At 71.1% G+C, this 15878-nt stretch carries 15 protein-coding genes and 1 tRNA gene; 9 read left to right on the forward strand and 7 right to left on the reverse strand.

What is annotated here, in order from left to right; genetic code table 11:
• Positions 1–18: 18 nt before the first annotated feature.
• From IE257_RS30740 to IE257_RS30760, 5 genes are all read left to right on the forward strand, one after another.
• Positions 19–237 (forward strand): hypothetical protein, encoded by a 219-nt coding sequence (locus IE257_RS30740; protein ID WP_189973133.1) that lies wholly within the window; start codon positions 19–21, stop codon positions 235–237.
• Positions 234–1160 (forward strand): bifunctional DNA primase/polymerase, encoded by a 927-nt coding sequence (locus IE257_RS30745; RefSeq protein WP_189973134.1) that lies wholly within the window; start codon positions 234–236, stop codon positions 1158–1160. Before IE257_RS30740 ends, IE257_RS30745 begins: the two co-directional genes overlap by 4 nt.
• Before the next feature lie 1009 nt (positions 1161–2169).
• Positions 2170–3423 (forward strand): DUF3631 domain-containing protein, encoded by a 1254-nt coding sequence (locus IE257_RS30750; protein WP_189973202.1) that lies wholly within the window; start codon positions 2170–2172, stop codon positions 3421–3423.
• Between the two features lie 174 nt (positions 3424–3597).
• Positions 3598–3798, forward strand: coding sequence for a helix-turn-helix domain-containing protein (locus IE257_RS30755; RefSeq protein ID WP_189973135.1), 201 nt, complete (start codon positions 3598–3600; stop codon positions 3796–3798).
• Positions 3799–3863: 65 nt separating this feature from the next.
• Positions 3864–5249 carry a tyrosine-type recombinase/integrase gene (locus IE257_RS30760; RefSeq protein ID WP_189973136.1) on the forward strand — a complete coding sequence of 462 codons (1386 nt, stop codon included), beginning with the start codon at positions 3864–3866 and terminating at the stop codon, positions 5247–5249.
• 42 nt (positions 5250–5291) lie between these two features.
• Here IE257_RS30760 and IE257_RS30765 read toward each other — a convergent pair.
• A tRNA-Thr gene (locus IE257_RS30765) sits at positions 5292–5369 on the reverse strand.
• Positions 5370–5592: 223 nt separating this feature from the next.
• Here IE257_RS30765 and IE257_RS30770 point away from each other — a divergent pair.
• From IE257_RS30770 to IE257_RS30780, 3 genes are all read left to right on the forward strand, one after another.
• Positions 5593–6681 carry an ABC transporter ATP-binding protein gene (locus tag IE257_RS30770; RefSeq protein ID WP_189973137.1) on the forward strand — a complete coding sequence of 363 codons (1089 nt, stop codon included), beginning with the start codon at positions 5593–5595 and terminating at the stop codon, positions 6679–6681.
• A 214-nt stretch (positions 6682–6895) separates the two neighbouring features.
• Positions 6896–7309 (forward strand): hypothetical protein, encoded by a 414-nt coding sequence (locus tag IE257_RS30775; RefSeq protein ID WP_189973138.1) that lies wholly within the window; start codon positions 6896–6898, stop codon positions 7307–7309.
• 28 nt (positions 7310–7337) lie between these two features.
• Positions 7338–8105 carry a nucleotidyltransferase family protein gene (locus tag IE257_RS30780; protein WP_189973139.1) on the forward strand — a complete coding sequence of 256 codons (768 nt, stop codon included), beginning with the start codon at positions 7338–7340 and terminating at the stop codon, positions 8103–8105.
• Positions 8106–8275: 170 nt separating this feature from the next.
• Here IE257_RS30780 and IE257_RS30785 read toward each other — a convergent pair whose 3' ends face one another.
• From IE257_RS30785 to IE257_RS30810, 6 genes are all read right to left on the reverse strand, one after another.
• Positions 8276–9796 (reverse strand): DoxX family protein, encoded by a 1521-nt coding sequence (locus IE257_RS30785; RefSeq protein ID WP_189973140.1) that lies wholly within the window; start codon positions 9794–9796, stop codon positions 8276–8278.
• Positions 9797–9944: 148 nt separating this feature from the next.
• Complete coding sequence (rlmB, locus tag IE257_RS30790) at positions 9945–10916, reverse strand: 23S rRNA (guanosine(2251)-2'-O)-methyltransferase RlmB (protein ID WP_189973141.1); 972 nt, start codon at positions 10914–10916, stop codon at positions 9945–9947.
• Positions 10917–11028: 112 nt separating this feature from the next.
• Positions 11029–12435 (reverse strand): cysteine--tRNA ligase, encoded by a 1407-nt coding sequence (gene cysS, locus IE257_RS30795; RefSeq protein ID WP_189973142.1) that lies wholly within the window; start codon positions 12433–12435, stop codon positions 11029–11031.
• 93 nt (positions 12436–12528) lie between these two features.
• The gene (ispF, locus tag IE257_RS30800) at positions 12529–13050 is read right to left on the reverse strand and encodes a 2-C-methyl-D-erythritol 2,4-cyclodiphosphate synthase (RefSeq protein WP_189973143.1); all 522 of its coding nucleotides are present in this window, start codon (positions 13048–13050) and stop codon (positions 12529–12531) included.
• Complete coding sequence (gene ispD / locus IE257_RS30805; protein WP_189973144.1) at positions 13040–13786, reverse strand: 2-C-methyl-D-erythritol 4-phosphate cytidylyltransferase; 747 nt, start codon at positions 13784–13786, stop codon at positions 13040–13042. Before ispD ends, ispF begins: the two co-directional genes overlap by 11 nt.
• Before the next feature lie 267 nt (positions 13787–14053).
• Complete coding sequence (locus IE257_RS30810; RefSeq protein WP_003953493.1) at positions 14054–14536, reverse strand: CarD family transcriptional regulator; 483 nt, start codon at positions 14534–14536, stop codon at positions 14054–14056.
• A 612-nt stretch (positions 14537–15148) separates the two neighbouring features.
• Here IE257_RS30810 and IE257_RS30815 point away from each other — a divergent pair.
• Positions 15149–15850, forward strand: a complete 702-nt coding sequence (locus tag IE257_RS30815) for a DUF461 domain-containing protein (RefSeq protein ID WP_189973145.1) — start codon at positions 15149–15151, stop codon at positions 15848–15850.
• Positions 15851–15878 lie beyond the last annotated feature (28 nt).

A 15878-nucleotide genomic window follows, 5' to 3' on the forward strand; every position in this document is an offset into this window, starting at 1 on the left:
GAACTGGAGGAATCCAGCATGCCCCACACCGCCGACACCCGGCGAGACCACAACGACGACCAGCCCTTACTCCTCGACCCGTACTCATGCGGCGGAGGCGCCGCCGTGGGCTACCACCGAGCCGGATTCACGGTCGCAGGTATCGACGTCATCTACGGATCCGACCACTACCCGTCGGCCTACTCGGAGTGGCTCGGCGATACCTTCCTCACTCACACCACGGCGGTGTCGGCATGACGGCCACCCCTACGCCACTCGTCGACCTCGCGGGCCTGGACAGGCTCGCCCACGCGATCAGCGCCGCCGAACGGGGCTGGCACGTCTTCCCTCTCCGGCCCGACGACAAGCGGCCCGCCGGTCACCCCGAACGGTCCTGCCCCGGCACCGGCCGCTGCGCCACCGGCCATCGCACCCCTGAGCAGCGGGCCACGACCGATCACGACCTGATCGCCGCCGCCTGGACCCACGCCCCCTACAACATCGGGATCGCCACCGGCCCGTCCGGGCTGCTGGTGGTCGACCTGGACACCCTCAAGGACAAAGACGAGAAGGGAACGCCTGACGGCGTCGACCTCTTTGAAGCGCTCTGCGAGCGCGCCGGAGAGGCTGTCCCCACCACCTACCGGGTCCGGACCGCCCGCGGCGGACAGCACCTGTACTTCACCCAGCCCGACGGCGTCCGTCTCGGCAGCACCCGGGGACGGCTCGGCAGGCACATCGACACCCGGGGCTGGGGCGGCTATGTCGTCGCTCCAGGCAGCAACACCCCCGACGGCGCCTACATCGTCCTCGACAGCATCGCCCCCGCAGCGCTGCCGGAATGGCTTCTGGATGCCCTGGCCCCGCAGCCCGCTGCCGTCCCGGCCGCCCTCACCCCCGCGCACACCAGCGGCCGACGTCTGGCCGATGTGGTGCTGGAGCGCGAGACGGCCGCCGTGGCCAGCACGTCCGAGGGCGGTAGGAACGACCAGCTCCTGAAGTCCGTACGGGCCGTGGGGCGGTTCGTCGCGTGGGGAGACCTCCCCCGGAACACGGTTGAGGAGGCTTTTCAGGTCGCAGGGGAGGCCGCGGATCTGCCGCCAGCCGAGTGCCGCACCACGATCCGCAGCGCACTCAACTGGTCCCTGCGAACCGCACGCCCGCGGCCGGCCGCCGCATGAACCACCCCGAAACCTCCGACCTGAAAAGCCCCACCCCCACCACCCACCGGCCCGGAGCCGCGGAGCACGCCCCGCCGAGAACTGCTGGGGGCGCCTCGAAGGGCGTCGCCGAAGGCGTCCCTTCTGGACCTGACTTGCACCCGAGCGACCACCCCGCGCGCGGAGGCCCCTGCACCTTCCTGGACGGACGGAGGGAAGGTGCATGAGCGCCCCGATTCGGCACGTCGTCATGCTGAGCGGCGGGATCGGTTCATGGGCGACTGCCAAGCGCGTCATCGACGAACACGGCCCGGACGAGGTGGTCCTCCTGTTCGCCGATACCAAGGTGGAAGACCCCGACGTCTACCGGTTCCTCGACGACGCTGTGGCCCAGCTCGGAGCCAGGATCGTCAAAGTCGCCGACGGCCGCACCCCCTGGGAAGTCTTTCGCGACCGACGGATCATCGGCAACACCCGCATCGCGCCATGCAGCCAGTTCCTCAAACAGATCCCCTGCCGAACCTGGCTGGAGGAGAACACCGACCCCGCCCAGGCCACGGTCTACGTCGGGATCGACTGGACCGAAACGCACCGCCTGCCGGCCATACAGAAGGCATACCTGCCCTGGGTCGCACTGGCTCCGCTGTGCGAGCCGCCCTACCGCGACAAGGACCAACTCATCGCCGAGGCCGAGGCTTGCGGGCTGGCCCCGCCACGGATGTACGAGCAGGGATACCCGCATGCGAACTGCGGCGGCGCCTGCGTACGCGGAGGCCAAGCCCAATGGGCACGACTGCTGGCCACGAACCCCGAACGGTTCGACGACGAGGCTCAGCAGGAACAGGCCCTCCGCAGCCACCTGGGCAAAAACGTCGCCATCCTCCGCGACCGCACGGGCGGCACCACCCGCCCGCTGCCCCTGATCGAACTCAAAGCCCGCATCACCCGCGGCCAGGCAGACCACGATGCGCTGGCCACCGACTGGGGCGGCTGCGGCTGCTTCACCGACCCCGCCCCTGCAGGAGACACCATGACCACCACCAACGGCCAGCCCCGACCCACCATCAACGGCGCCGCCCTGCTCGACGAGGTTGAGACCTTCCACCGGCGCTTCAACGTCTTCCCCAGGGAGGCCGCCTACGTCGCGGTCGCGCTGTGGGACGCGCACGCCCACCTGATCGACGCGTTCGACGGGACCGCCCGCATCGCGTTCCTGTCCCCGGAGCCGGGGTCGGGGAAGTCCCGGGCACTGGAGATCATCGAGACCTTGACCCCGCGGGCCGCGACCACGGTGAACGCGTCCCCGAACGCGCTCTTCCGCCTGGTCGATGCTCCCGAAGGGCCCCCGACGCTGCTCTTCGACGAGATCGACACCGTCTTCGGGCCCAAGGCCGGGGACAACGAAGCCGTGCGGGGGTTCCTGAACTCCGGCTACCGGCGGGGCGGGAACTCCCTGCGCTGCGTCGGGGAAGGCGCCAACCAGACCGCGGGCTGGTTCTCCTCGTTCTGCGCGGTCGCCATGGCAGGGCTCGGCTCGCTGCCCGACACGATCCTGACCCGCTCGGTCATCATCCGCATGCGCAAGCGCGCCCCGAACGAGACCTGCGAGCCCTACCGCCGGCGCACCCACGAGAAGCAGGGCCACGCCCTGCGCGACCGCCTCGCCCAGTGGGCCGACACCGTCCGCGACCAGGTCTCGGACGCCTGGCCCGAGATGCCCGACGGCGTCACCGACCGCCCCGCCGACGTGTGGGAGCCCCTCCTCGCCGTCGCGGACGCCGCCGGCGGCGCCTGGCCCGAGCGGGCCCGCGCCGCGTGCGTGGAGCTGATCAACGCAGCCCACGACAGCGAGGAGGCATCCCTCGGGATCCGGCTGCTGACCGACCTGCGGGACAAGGTGTTCTGCGGAGCCGACCGCATGCCCACCGCCGTGATCCTCGAATGCCTCCTCGCCCTGGACGACTCCCCGTGGGCCGACGTCGACGACCGGCCGATCACCTCCCGGACCCTGGCCAAGATGCTCGGCCAGTACGTCACCCCGGCGAACAAGCCCATCAAGCCCCGGACCTTCCGCCTGCCCTCCGGGACGCCCAAGGGCTACTTCGCCGAGGACCTATCCGACGCCTGGACCCGCTACTGCCCCTCGCCCCCGCTCAGGTCCGCAACATCCAAAACATCCGCAACACCGCAGGTCACAGGGGGCGAATCCGTTGCGGATACCCCCACCGGCATCCGCAACACGCCCCCGGAAACCGCCACACTCCCGCTCCACATCGCCGGCTGACCAGCACAGCCCCGCGGGCGCCGCCACACCGACGTGTGGCGGCGCCCATCCGCAACAAATCCGCGATCCGCAACAAACGCAAGCCTCTGACCAGGCATGTTGCGGTGTTGCGGCTGTTGCGGATCCCCAGGGGCCGGGAACGGCCCACGCTCGATCACCAAGGAGACATGAGCAGTGACCACCGCCGCACAGCCCATCGACCGGGTGCTCTACAAGGTTGAGGCAGCCGCCGAGCTGCTCTCGCTCGGCCGCTCCACCGTCTACGAGTTGATGGCCACGGGCGAGCTGCCCTTCGTGAAGCTGGGCCGGGCCCGCCGCATCCGCCGAGCCGACCTCGACGCCTTCGCCGCCCAGCTCCAGCCGCAGTCCATCTGATCTCAGCGCAGCCAGAGGCGGCCCCCGGGACATCCCCGGGGGCCGCCTTCCGCATGGAGGAGCACATGAGTCCCCGCAAGCCGAACATGGAGTCGTCCATCTACCTGGGCAGCGACGGGTGGTGGCACGGCCGCGTCACGATGGGCGTGAAGCCCGACGGAGGGCCCGACCGCCGGCACCGCCGGGCCAGGACCAAGACCGAGGTCGCCAGGAAGGTCCGCGAGTTGGAGAAGCAGCGCGACGAGGGCCGGGCCACGAAGGCAGGTCGGAAGCCGACCGTCGCCCAGTGGATGGACACCTACCTGACGACAATTGCGAGCCTGAAGCTGAAGCCGCGGTCGCTGGACGACTACTGGTCGAAGACCCGCAACGACATCATCCCCGGGGTCGGCAAGCACCGTCTCGACAAGCTCGCGCCCGAGCATCTGGAGGCCATGTACGCGGTCATGCTCGACGAGGGCCACGCCCCGTCGCACGTGGTCAAGGTGCACCGCATCCTGTCCCGCGCCCTCAAGATCGCCCACCGGCGCCGGATCATCAACGAGAACGTCGCCACGCTCGTGGACCCGCCGTCCGTCGATGAGACCGAGGCCAACCCGTTCTCCCGGGAGGAGTCCAAGGCCTTCCTCGCAGCCGCCGCGAAGCGGCCCACGTTCATGCGGTGGGCGATCGGCGTCGGCATGGGGTTCCGGCAGGGCGAGGCTCTGGGGCTGCGCTGGCCCTACGTCGACCTGGAGCAGGGGCTGTTCCACCCGGCCTGGCAGCTCCAGCGACTCACTTGGAAGCACGGCTGCAAGGACGCGCACGGCTGCGGCGCCCGGCTCCACCGGTTCGAGGCCTGCCCGCCCGACTGCTCGGCACACAACGGGTACAAGCGCGGCTGCCCGCAGCCGTGCCCCAAGACCTGCCGCCGGCACGCCAGCACCTGCCCCGACCGGAAGGGCGGAGGGCTCGCCTTCACACGGCCCAAGACGAAGAAGAGCCAGAACCCCGTCCCGATCCCGCCGCCCTTCCTGCCGTACCTCTTGGAGCACAAGGCGAAGCAGGACGAGCAGCGCCGGGCCGCCGGGGAGCTGTGGGAGGAGTGCGGAGCGGTGTTCACACGGCCCGACGGCCGGCCGCTCGACCCTCGGGCCGACTGGGCCGAGTTCAAGGAGCTGCTCGACGAGGCGGGCATCAGTGACCGTCGCCAGCACGACGGGAGCCGTCACACGGCCGGGACGATCCTCAATGAGTTGGGCGTGGACATGCCGACGATCATGGAGATCCTTCGGCACACCCAGATCAGTCAGACGCGGCGCTACGTGAAGGGGCGATCGGAGCTCTCGCGCGAGGCCATGCGCCGGATGGGCGAGACCTTCATGCCCGGCCCGGACCCCACGTCTGAGACCAGAACTGAGACCGAGAGGACCCGAGCGGCCCGCGCACGGCGCCGTCGCAAGATCCGGTAAACGCAAAGCCCCAGGTCACGAAGATCGGGACCTGGGGCTGTCTGGGGCCCCCTGTCGGATTCGAACCGACGACCTACGCATTACAAGTGCGTTGCTCTGGCCGGACTGAGCTAAGGAGGCACGGCCTGCCCGTGTGTACTGCGCGCGAAGCCGCCATCACTCTACACAGCACGCGAATCCCCGGGCCATCGCATTGAACGCGCCCACGTGAGCACCGACGCACGCCCCAGGTGCTGACAGAAGCCGTTCCGGCAGGTAGCGTCGGGCGGAAGTCCGATTACTGGACTAGACCTTCCACTCGGATCGTCCGGCACGTTCCTGCCGGTAGAAGGGATTCATCACCATGGCTTCTGTCACTTTCGACAAGGCGACCCGGCTGTACCCCGGCGGCGACAAGCCCGCCGTCGACCAGCTGGAGCTGGAGATCCACGACGGCGAGTTCCTCGTCCTCGTCGGCCCGTCCGGCTGCGGCAAGTCCACCTCGCTGCGCATGCTCGCCGGCCTGGAGGACGTCAACGGCGGCGCCATCCGCATCGGTGACCGCGACGTCACGCACCTGCCGCCCAAGGACCGGGACATCGCGATGGTGTTCCAGAACTACGCGCTGTACCCGCACATGACCGTCGCCGACAACATGGGCTTCGCGCTCAAGATCGCCGGTGAGGACAAGGCCACCATCCGCAAGAAGGTGGAGGACGCGGCGAAGATGCTCGACCTCACCCAGTACCTCGACCGGAAGCCGAAGGCGCTCTCGGGCGGTCAGCGCCAGCGCGTCGCCATGGGCCGCGCCATCGTGCGCAAGCCGCAGGTGTTCCTCATGGACGAGCCGCTGTCGAACCTCGACGCCAAGCTCCGGGTCTCCACCCGCACCCAGATCGCCGCGCTCCAGCGCGACCTCGGCATCACCACCGTCTACGTCACCCACGACCAGGTCGAGGCCATGACCATGGGCGACCGCGTGGCCGTGCTCAAGGACGGGCTGCTCCAGCAGGTCGACACCCCGCGCAACATGTACGACCGCCCCGCCAACCTCTTCGTCGCCGGCTTCATCGGCTCCCCCGCCATGAACCTGGTCGAGGTCCCGATCACCGACGGCGGCGTGAAGTTCGGCGACAGCGTCGTCCCGGTGTCGCGCGAGGCGCTGTCCGCCGCCGCCGACGCGGGCGACCGCACCGTCACGGTCGGCGTCCGCCCCGAGCACTTCGACGTCGCCGAGACCGGTGGTCTGACCATGGTCGTGAACGTCGTCGAGGAACTCGGCGCCGACGGCTACGTCTACGGCTCCACCGCGACCGCCGAGGGCTCGCAGGACCTCGTGGTCCGCGTGGGCGGCCGGCAGGTCCCGGAGAAGGGCTCCAGCCTCCACGTGGTGCCGCGCGCGGACGAGATCCACGTCTTCTCGACCTCCTCCGGCGAGCGGCTGTCCAAGTAGCAGCTCCCGCGCGGTTCAGCAGGTTTGGAGGGGCGTCCCGTCAAGGGGCGCCCCTCCGGCGTCCGTTGCCCGGGGTCCGTGGCGGCCGGAACCCCGGCAGACCGGGCCATTCGGCCCCAACCGTCAACCCCTAATTCGAAAAACCACGTCGAACCATCCCCCGACAGGGTGACTAAATGTCGCCAAATCTTCACCGAGCGCTACTCTCGCCCTCGTGACCCACACTGCCCGCCGTATCGGCCGTTCCCTCGCCCTGGTCCTGCCCGTCGTCCTGGTGCTGTCCGGGACCCTCGCGGTCACCATGGTCCCTTGGGCGGACACCTCGTCCTCCCAGGTCCTGACCGCCGCCGCCGAGGACGTTTCCGTCCCCGCGAAGCCGCGCGCCGCGCACGAGGTGCTGCGCGAGCAGCTCGTCGGCGAACTGCAGCAGGGCGGGCGGCCGGACGACGTCCTCACCCACCTCCAGCAAGAGGTGAACAAGCGGCCCTCGCTCGCCGAGCACTGCGTGGGGATCGCGCGGGCGCTGGGGCGGGCCGCCGTCGACGCGTACGGCCCGACGAAGGCCCAGTCCTTCGCCCGTCCCGTCTGCGACACCTCGTACGCCTCCGGCGTCGCCTCCATGGGCTGACCCGCGCCACCTCCCTACGCTGGCCGCCATGACCGACGACCACCGATCCGACTCTTCCGCCCCCTCCGCAGCCGCGTTCCCCGCCGCCCCCACCCAGGCCGTCGTCCTGGCGGGCGGCCAGGGTTCGCGGCTGCGCCCGTACACGGACGACCGTCCGAAGCCGATGGTCGAGATCCCCGGGACGGGCGTGCCGATCATCGGGCACCAGCTGGCGTGGCTGGCCTCCGAGGGAGTCACGGACGCCGTGGTCTCCTGCGGACACCTCGCCGAAGTGCTCCAGGAGTGGCTGGCCGGGGCCCGGTTGCCGCTCCGGGTGACCACGGTGGTCGAGGAGGAGCCGCTGGGCCGCGGCGGCGGCCTCAAGTACGCCGCGCGCCGCCTCCCGCACCCCGACCGGCCCTGGTACGCGACCAACGGCGACGTGTGGACCCGCTTCTCGCTCCGCGAGATGGCCGCCTTCCACGCCGAGCGGGACGCGGTGGCCACGCTGGCGCTGGCCCGGCCGCGGATCCCGTGGGGCGTCGTGGAGACCAATGAGTTCGGGCACGTACTGGACTTCATCGAGGCCCCGCCGTCGCCGTACCTCGTCAATGCCGGGGTGTACGTCTTCAGCGCCGAATTCGCGGCGCTGCTCCCGGACTTGGGCGACCACGAGCGTACGACCTTCCCGCGGCTGGCCCGTGAGCGGCGCCTCGCGGGCTTCCCGCTGCCCCAGGGGGCCTACTGGCGGGCGATCGACACGGCGAAGGACCTCACCGAGGCCGCACGGGAGTTGGCGGCGCAGACGGGCCGCTGAAGCCCTTCCCGGCCCGCACCCCACCAACCCCGCCGCCCCCACCCCGCCGCCCGTACGCGGCTCCGCGGGCCCGGAACACGCAAAGGGCCCGGCACACGCGGAGCGCGCGGCACACGCGAAGGGGCCCGGCACGCTCGTGCGTGCCGGGCCCCGCTCTTCCCGTACCGGCGTCAGCCGATGAGGCCGCCGATCAGTCCCGGCTGCTTCGGAGCCGGAGCCCCGCCACCCGTGCTGCTCCCCGCCGAGGAGGACGGCTGCCGCGGCGAGGAGGACTGCCGCGGGGCGCTGCGCGGGGTCTGCTTGCCGGTGGTGCCCCGCGTCGCGGCGGGCGACTCGGAGCGCGTCCCCGAAGTCCCCCTGGTGGGGCTGCCGGAGGCCGTCTTCCCGGACTTCGCGGCGGGCTCGGTCGCGCTCGCCGAGGGCGACGCCGACTTGGTCGGCGGCTGCGAGGACTGCTGCTGTCCCGGCTTCGGCCGGGCCGGCTCCTGCGGCAGCGGGCGGCCCGGCAGGTAGTTGCTGGGGGCCTCGCCCGGCCCGGGCACGGTGACCACGGTGGAGGAACGGACGGCCCCGCCGAGGAGCGAGCCGATGAGCAGGGTCAGCCCGCACACCACGCTGGCCATGACCGCCCCGCGGCGCAGCACGCGCCGCCGCAGCCGCCAGATCTCGGAACGCGGCCCGAGGGTCCGCCAGGCCTCGCCGGCGAGCCTCCCGTCGAGGGAGTAGACCGGGGCGCCCGCGATGATCAGCGGGCTCCAGGCGGCGAGGTAGATGATGTCGGGCGCGTCGTAGGCCGGGACGGTCTTCCAGCTCACCGTCATCAGCAGCGCGGCGGACAGCAGCGCCCCGAAGCAGGCGGCGAACCGCTGCCACAGGCCGAACACCGTCAGCACGCCCACGATGACCTGGACGAAGGCCACGCTCAGGCCCGCGCCCACCGGGTGCGCCAGCGCGAAGTCGCGCAGCGGCTCGGCGAGGGCCCAGGGGTTCAGCGTGTGCAGCCAGGTGACCATGGAGCCGCGCTCGCCGCCGTCGAAGTAGACGGGGTCGCACAGCTTGCCCATGCCGGCGTAGATGGAGATGAAACCGAGGAAGACGCGCAGCGGGAGCAGCACGACGCCGAGGTTCATCCGGCGGCCCGGATAGTACGAGGCCTGCCCGCGCGTGTCGGGGCCGGCCCGGCGGGAGTCCGCGCCGGACCCGGAGCCGGGCGGCTCCTGGTACGGCAGGTCCCGTACGGCGGTCAGCGGGCGCGTCTCGGCCGGGTCCCCGTAGCTGCGCTGGCCGATGACGGTCGGCGTGGCGACGGTGTCCTCGGCCAGGTCGTGGGCCAGGTCGATGCGCGGGATGACCTGGGTGGCGCCGCCGTCGTACTCGTCGTGCCCCCGGCCGGCCTCGCGGACGGCCTGGAGCAGTCCGCCCATGGCCGCGGCGTCGCCGGCGTCGGACTTGCCGCTCCAGACCACGGGGGCCCGGCGGCGGGTGGCCCCGGCGGCCGCCACCACGGCGCCACCCAGGACGGGTGCGCGGCCGGGGGCCTTCGCGGGCTTGGAACGCGCGCTCGGGCTCGGTGCGAGCCGCACGCGGAAGCTGGCGTGGTTGACGATGACCTGTGCGGGATCGCACGGCACCTTGACCATGCTCAGCGCGGGCTGGTCGTCGAACCCTGACGTTCTGGTGTCCACACTCATCTAACCGAGTGATCAGTGTTTAGGACACTGCCTTGACGTCAGTGATGTGTCCGAGACCCGTCAAGATCAAGCCACCCCGCCCGAATCGGGCGGGGTGACACGCTCACGGGTCACATTCCCTGAGCCAAGTGGATCAGTTGGGGGTGGATCAGACGCGGCCGCGGACGGCGCGGCGGCGGGCCGCCTCGTACAGCACGACGCCCGCGGCGACACCGGCGTTGAGCGACTCGGCGCCGCCCGGCATCGGAATGCGCACGAGGTAGTCGCAGTTCTCGCCGACGAGCCGGCCGAGACCCTTGCCCTCGGAACCGACGACGATGACGACCGGGCCGCCGAGCGCCTCCAGGTCGTTGACCGAGTGCTCGCCCTCGGCGGCGAGGCCGACGATGGTGATGCCGGCCTTCTTGTAGTCCTGGAGGGCACGGGTCAGGTTGGTGACCCGCGAGACCGGGGTACGGGCGGCGGTGCCGGCCGAGGTCTTCCAGGCACCGGCGGTCATGCCGGCGGCGCGGCGCTCGGGGATGACCACGCCGTGGCCGCCGAAGGCGGAGACGGAGCGGACGATCGCGCCGAGGTTGCGCGGGTCGGTGACGCCGTCGAGGGCCACGATCAGCGGGTCGTCGCCGTTGTCGTAGGCGGCCGCGGTGAGGTCCTCGGGGTGCGCGTACTCGTAGGGCGGGACCTGGAGGACCATGCCCTGGTGGTTGAGCCCGTTCGTCATCCGGTCGAGCTCGGGGCGCGGGGCTTCCATCAGGTTGATGTTGCCGCGCTCGGCCGCGAGCTGGAGGGCCTCGCGGACGCGCTCGTCGTTGTCGATGAACTGCTGGACGTACAGCGTGGTGGCGGGAACTCCGTCGCGCAGCGCCTCGAAGACCGGGTTGCGGCCGACGACCATCTCGCTGGTGCCCTTGGGGCCACCGCGCCGGGGGGCCGGGCGGCGCTTGGCGGCCTGCCGGGCCATGGCGTTGCTGATGCGGTTCGCCTTGTGCTTCTTGCGGTCCTCGGCCTTGGGCGTGGGGCCCTTGCCTTCCAGGCCCTTGCGCCGCTGGCCACCGCTGCCGACCGTCGCGCCCTTCTTGTTGGACGTGCGGCGGTTCCTGCGCTGGCTGTTCCCGGCCATGACTTCTACCTGTTTTCGTTGGTGCTGCGGTATGTACGTATGAAGAGTGTGCCGCCCGGAGCGCCGGGCGGCACACCAAGCTCGGTCGGCCGGTCTCGGGCCGGGGCCGGGCTCAGCGGGGGCCGAGCGTCCAGCGCGGGCCCGTCGGGCTGTCCTCGATGACCAGCCCGGACTGCTGGAGCTGGTCGCGGATCGCATCGGCGGTCGCCCAGTCCTTGCGGCCGCGGGCGGACTCGCGCTGCTCCAGGACGAGCCGTACGAGGGTGTCCACGGCGCCGTGGAGCTCCTCGCCCCGGTCGGAGCCGTTCCCGCCGTCCCAGTGGGGGTCGAGCGGGTCGAGGCCGAGGACGCCCAGCATGGCCCGCACCTCGGACAGGCGCGCGATGGCCGCGTCCTTGTCGTCGGCGGCGAGCGCACTGTTGCCCTGGCGGACGGTGGTGTGGACGATGGCGAGCGCCTGCGGGACGCCCAGGTCGTCGTCCATGGCCTCGGCGAAGGCGGGCGGGACCTCGACCGCCGGCTCGACGGGACCGCCGGCCTTCTCGACGACGCGCTGGTAGAAGCCCTCGATCCGGGCGAAGGCCGACTCCGCCTCGCGCAGGGCCTCCTCGCTGTACTCGATCATCGACCGGTAGTGCGGGGTGCCCAGGTAGTAGCGCAGGACGATCGGGCGCCACTGCTTGACCATCTCGGAGACGAGCACCGAGTTGCCGAGCGACTTGGACATCTTCTCGCCCGACATGGTGACCCAGGCGTTGTGGACCCAGTACTTGGCGAACTCGTCACCGAAGGCCTGGGCCTGGGCGATCTCGTTCTCGTGGTGCGGGAAGATCAGGTCGAGCCCGCCGCCGTGGATGTCGAAGGCCTGGCCGAGGTACTTGTGCGCCATGGCGGAGCACTCCAGGTGCCAGCCGGGGCGACCGCGGCCCCACGGGGTCTCCCAGGAGGGCTCGCCGGGCTTCGCGGACTTCCACATGGCGAAGTCGCGCGCGTCGCGCTTGCCGGTCTCGCCGGTGCTCTCCGGCTGGCGGATGTTGTCGAGCTCCTGGCGGGAGAGCGAGAGGTAGCCGGGGAAGGACTTCACGTCGAAGTAGACGTTGCCCTCGGACTCGTACGCGTGACCGCGCTCGATGAGCCCGCGCATCATCTCGATCATCTCGGGGACGTGCCCGGTGGCGCGCGGCTCGTAGGTCGGCCGCAGGCAGCCGAGCGCGTCGTAGCCGGAGTTGAAGGCCAGTTCGTTCTCGTAGCCGATGGACCACCAGGGGCGGCCCTGTTCGGCCGCCTTCGCGATGATCTTGTCGTCGATGTCGGTGACGTTGCGGATGAAGGTCACGTCGTAGCCGCGGTAGGCGAACCAGCGGCGCATGACGTCGAAGTTCAGGTACGAGCGGATGTGCCCGATGTGCGGGGCGGCCTGCACCGTGGCGCCACACAGGTAGATCGAGACACAGCCCGCAGTGAGCGGGGTGAAGTCGCGGATCTGCCGGGCGCTGGTGTCGTACAGGCGAATAGTCACGGCATCCAGGGTAGTGGCCCTGTAGCAGTGCCCCGCGACCCTTTCGGGACCCGGGGCACCTTTGTTGCGCAGATGTGCGGCCGCTACGGGGGTTCAGGCCCGGTTCGTCCGGTACACGAGGGCCGTGGCGATGGCGGCGAGGCCCTCGGCGCGGCCGGTGAGCCCCAACCCGTCGGTGGTGGTGCCGGAAACGGAGACGGGGGCGCCCGCCGCGGCCGCGAGCGACTTCTGTGCTTCTTCGCGCCGCTTGCCGATCTTCGGGCGGACACCGATGACCTGGATGGCGATGTTGCCGATCTCGAAGCCCTCCGCGCGGACGATACGGGCCGCCTCCGCCAGAAGGGTGACGCCGGCGGCGCCGGACCACTCGGGGCGGGAGGTGCCGAAGTGCGCGCCGAGGTCACCGACACCGGCGGCGGAGAAGAGCGCGTCGCAGGCCGCGTGGGCGGCGACGTCACCGTCGGAGTGGCCGGCGAGGCCGTCCTCGCCCTCCCAGAGCAGGCCGGCGCACCACAGCTCGCGGCCGGTCTCGAAGGCGTGCACGTCGGTGCCGATGCCGACGAGCGGGATCAGCGGGGCGGCAGCAGTGGTCGAAGCGGTCGGCTCAGTAGCCATCGGTGGCCCTCCTGCGGGCGAGTACGGCCTCGGCGAGGACCAGGTCGAGCGGACGGGTGACCTTGAAGGCCTCTTCGTGGCCGGGGATCACCACGACGGTGACACCGAGCCGTTCCACCATGCCCGCGTCGTCGGTGGCGCCCTCGCCGTCGACGGCGATCTCGGCGTGCGCACGCAGGAGGGTGGCGAGGTCGAAGCCCTGCGGGGTCTGGACGGCGCGCAGCCGGGCCCGCTCGGGCGTGCCGAGGACCGGCTCCGCCTCGCCGGGCCTGCCGGGTTCGACCTCCTTGACCGTGTCGGCCAGCGGCAGGGCGGGCACCACGGCGGGCGCTCCGTCGCGCACGGCCTCCACGACGGAGTCCACGGTGTCCACGGGGACGAGCGGGCGGGCCGCGTCGTGGATGAGTACGGAGGTGACGTCCGCGGGCAGCGCGTCCAGTCCGGCGCGTACGGACTCCTGGCGGGTGTCCCCGCCGGGGACGACCAGCAGCTCGGTGCGCTCGGGCAGCGCGTGCTCGCCGAGCAGCAGGCGCACCTCGGCGGCCTCGGCGGGCGGGGCGACGACCACCACGAGGGAGACCGCGCGGGAGCGGGCCATCGCGCGGACGGCGTGGATGAGCATCGGGGTGCCGCCGAGGGCCCGCAGGGCCTTGGGGGCGCCCGGACCGAGGCGTACCCCCCGGCCGGCGGCCGGGATCACCGCGGCGGTGCGGTGGGGACGCGTTACGTCAGACATCAGTAGCTCCGAGCCAGGTTTGTGACTTCGGCCGTCATGGGTATGGCCTGAAGGGTGCCGGGTGCGACGCCCTCGCCCCTTCCGTGACGACCGGTCGAGCAGGCTGCCCGGGCCCGGCACGCCCTCGCGACGGCGGCGATGGTGGCAGTCAGGCAGTAAGGACAAGAGGTACGGATACAGACATGCCGCAGCGCCCGGCAACAGGCCTCTCGTGGAGGAGAGACCTTGTCATCGGGCACCGCGGCAAGCTGTGCACGGGGTCTCGCGTCAGGACGCGAGCACCTCGTCGAGGAGGGCCTCGGCCTTGTCCTCGTTCGTGTTCTCAGCGAGCGCGAGCTCGCTCACCAGGATCTGGCGTGCCTTCGCGAGCATGCGCTTCTCACCCGCGGAAAGCCCGCGCTCGCGCTCACGACGCCACAGGTCACGCACCACTTCGGCGACCTTGATGACATCGCCAGAAGCGAGCTTCTCCAGATTTGCCTTGTAGCGCCGGGACCAGTTCGTCGGCTCTTCGGCATACGGTGCACGAAGCACCTCGAAGACCCGGTCCAGCCCGTCCTGGCCGACTACGTCGCGAACGCCGACGAACTCCGCATTGTCCGCAGGCACACGAACCGTCAGGTCGCCCTGGGCGACCTTGAGCACCAAGTAGGTCTTGTCCACGCCTTTGATCTGACGAGTCTCAATGGCCTCGATCAGCGCGGCCCCGTGATGGGGATAGACCACGGTGTCGCCAACCTTGAACGTCATGTGACAGGTACCCCTTCCGTGGCTATCCAGGGTAACACGAGAACTGACTGTTATGAATGGCGTTTTCGCAGGTCAGGGCACATCTCGGGGCTTGACAACAGCAACAGGAACGTGCTGCGGAGGGCTTCCGGAAGGGGGTATTCGCAGGTCGGGGGCGCTGCGCGGACCGGGCGAAAGGGCCACGCCACACCTGCCCGGCACCCCCATCCGTGTGACGTACGTCCCGTTTTGCCGGTTTCCGAGTCGAGAAACCGAACTACTCCGATCGACTGGCGACCGCCCCTGCCGGGCGGGTTCCGGCCCAATCCCGAATTGATCACGGAGAGGCGTTCGAGGGAATCCCGAAATTGATCAACGGGGTCCGGCGCGCGATATGCGAGCGCCACAAGATCGGCGCGGTGGACGAGATGGTGGACGGGATGGTGAACGGCGAGCGGAATGCAAGATCGCGGGGCGCTGCCAGGGTGGCGGCTCCGCTGCGGAGGGTCGGGTGCGGGGGCGGGGCGGCGGCTCGGTAACCTAAGCGCGCTGACACACCCTTAGAGCGGCTTTACCTCGGCCGCTCCGAGCGACCACCCGCCCCTTCCGTTCGTCCAAGGAGTTGCCGCCGCCGTGAGCCGCAGCCTTCGACGCGGCGCCCTCGCCGCCACTGCCGTCGTGTTCTCGATCGCCTCGCTGGCCGCATGCGGTGCGGGCAACGACGCGCAGACCCTCCAGATCAAGCCGGACAACGCCGCCGCCGCCAAGGGCGACATCGAGGTCCAGAACGCACTGGTGATCACCCAGGGCCAGAAGGGCGAGAAGGGCCCCGCGGTCGTCTCGGCGACGCTCTTCAACAACGGCACCAAGGCGCAGACCCTGGACGCCATCACCCTCCCGGGTGGCAAGGGCAAGGTCGCGCTGAAGCCCGCAGAGGGCTCCGGCAAGATCACCGTGCCGGCCCTCGGCTACGTGGTGATCGGCGGCAAGGGCAACGCCTCCGCCGTGATCGAGGACGGTTCCGTGGCCGCCAGGGACGGCGAAGTGCAGGACGTCGTCTTCCAGCTGAGCAGCACGGGCGGCGTCGAGCTGCAGGCCTTCGTGGTCCCCGCCACCGGCGCGTGGGCCCCGTTCGGCCCGACCGCGGCCCCCGCCACGGGCGCCTCCCCGTCCGGCTCCCCCTCGGGCACGCCGTCGGGCTCCCCGTCCGGGTCCCCGTCGGGCTCCCCGTCGGCCGGCGCCTCCGGTTCCGCCTCGGGCTCCCCGTCCGGGTCCCCTTCGGGCAGCGCGGGCGCTTCCCCGTCGGGCTCCGCCTCGCACGCCGCGGGCCACTGACGTACGCAAACGGGAAGGGCCCCCACCC

This window comes from Streptomyces avidinii (genome assembly GCF_014650695.1).
In the GTDB taxonomy this organism is placed as follows: domain Bacteria; phylum Actinomycetota; class Actinomycetes; order Streptomycetales; family Streptomycetaceae; genus Streptomyces; species Streptomyces avidinii.

Bases quoted from the DNA above. Each gene is read 5' to 3' on its own strand.
- IE257_RS30770 (WP_189973137.1), top strand. From the start codon at position 5,593: ATGGCTTCTGTCACTTTCGACAAGGCGACCCGGCTGTACCCCGGCGGC.
- IE257_RS30760 (WP_189973136.1), top strand. From the start codon at position 3,864: ATGAGTCCCCGCAAGCCGAACATGGAGTCGTCCATCTACCTGGGCAGC.
- IE257_RS30780 (WP_189973139.1), top strand. From the start codon at position 7,338: ATGACCGACGACCACCGATCCGACTCTTCCGCCCCCTCCGCAGCCGCG.
- IE257_RS30785 (WP_189973140.1), bottom strand. From the start codon at position 9,796: ATGAGTGTGGACACCAGAACGTCAGGGTTCGACGACCAGCCCGCGCTG.
- ispF (WP_189973143.1), bottom strand. From the start codon at position 13,050: ATGGCTACTGAGCCGACCGCTTCGACCACTGCTGCCGCCCCGCTGATC.
- IE257_RS30750 (WP_189973202.1), top strand. From the start codon at position 2,170: ATGACCACCACCAACGGCCAGCCCCGACCCACCATCAACGGCGCCGCC.
- IE257_RS30740 (WP_189973133.1), top strand. From the start codon at position 19: ATGCCCCACACCGCCGACACCCGGCGAGACCACAACGACGACCAGCCC.
- ispD (WP_189973144.1), bottom strand. From the start codon at position 13,786: ATGTCTGACGTAACGCGTCCCCACCGCACCGCCGCGGTGATCCCGGCC.
- IE257_RS30745 (WP_189973134.1), top strand. From the start codon at position 234: ATGACGGCCACCCCTACGCCACTCGTCGACCTCGCGGGCCTGGACAGG.
- IE257_RS30810 (WP_003953493.1), bottom strand. From the start codon at position 14,536: ATGACGTTCAAGGTTGGCGACACCGTGGTCTATCCCCATCACGGGGCC.
- rlmB (WP_189973141.1), bottom strand. From the start codon at position 10,916: ATGGCCGGGAACAGCCAGCGCAGGAACCGCCGCACGTCCAACAAGAAG.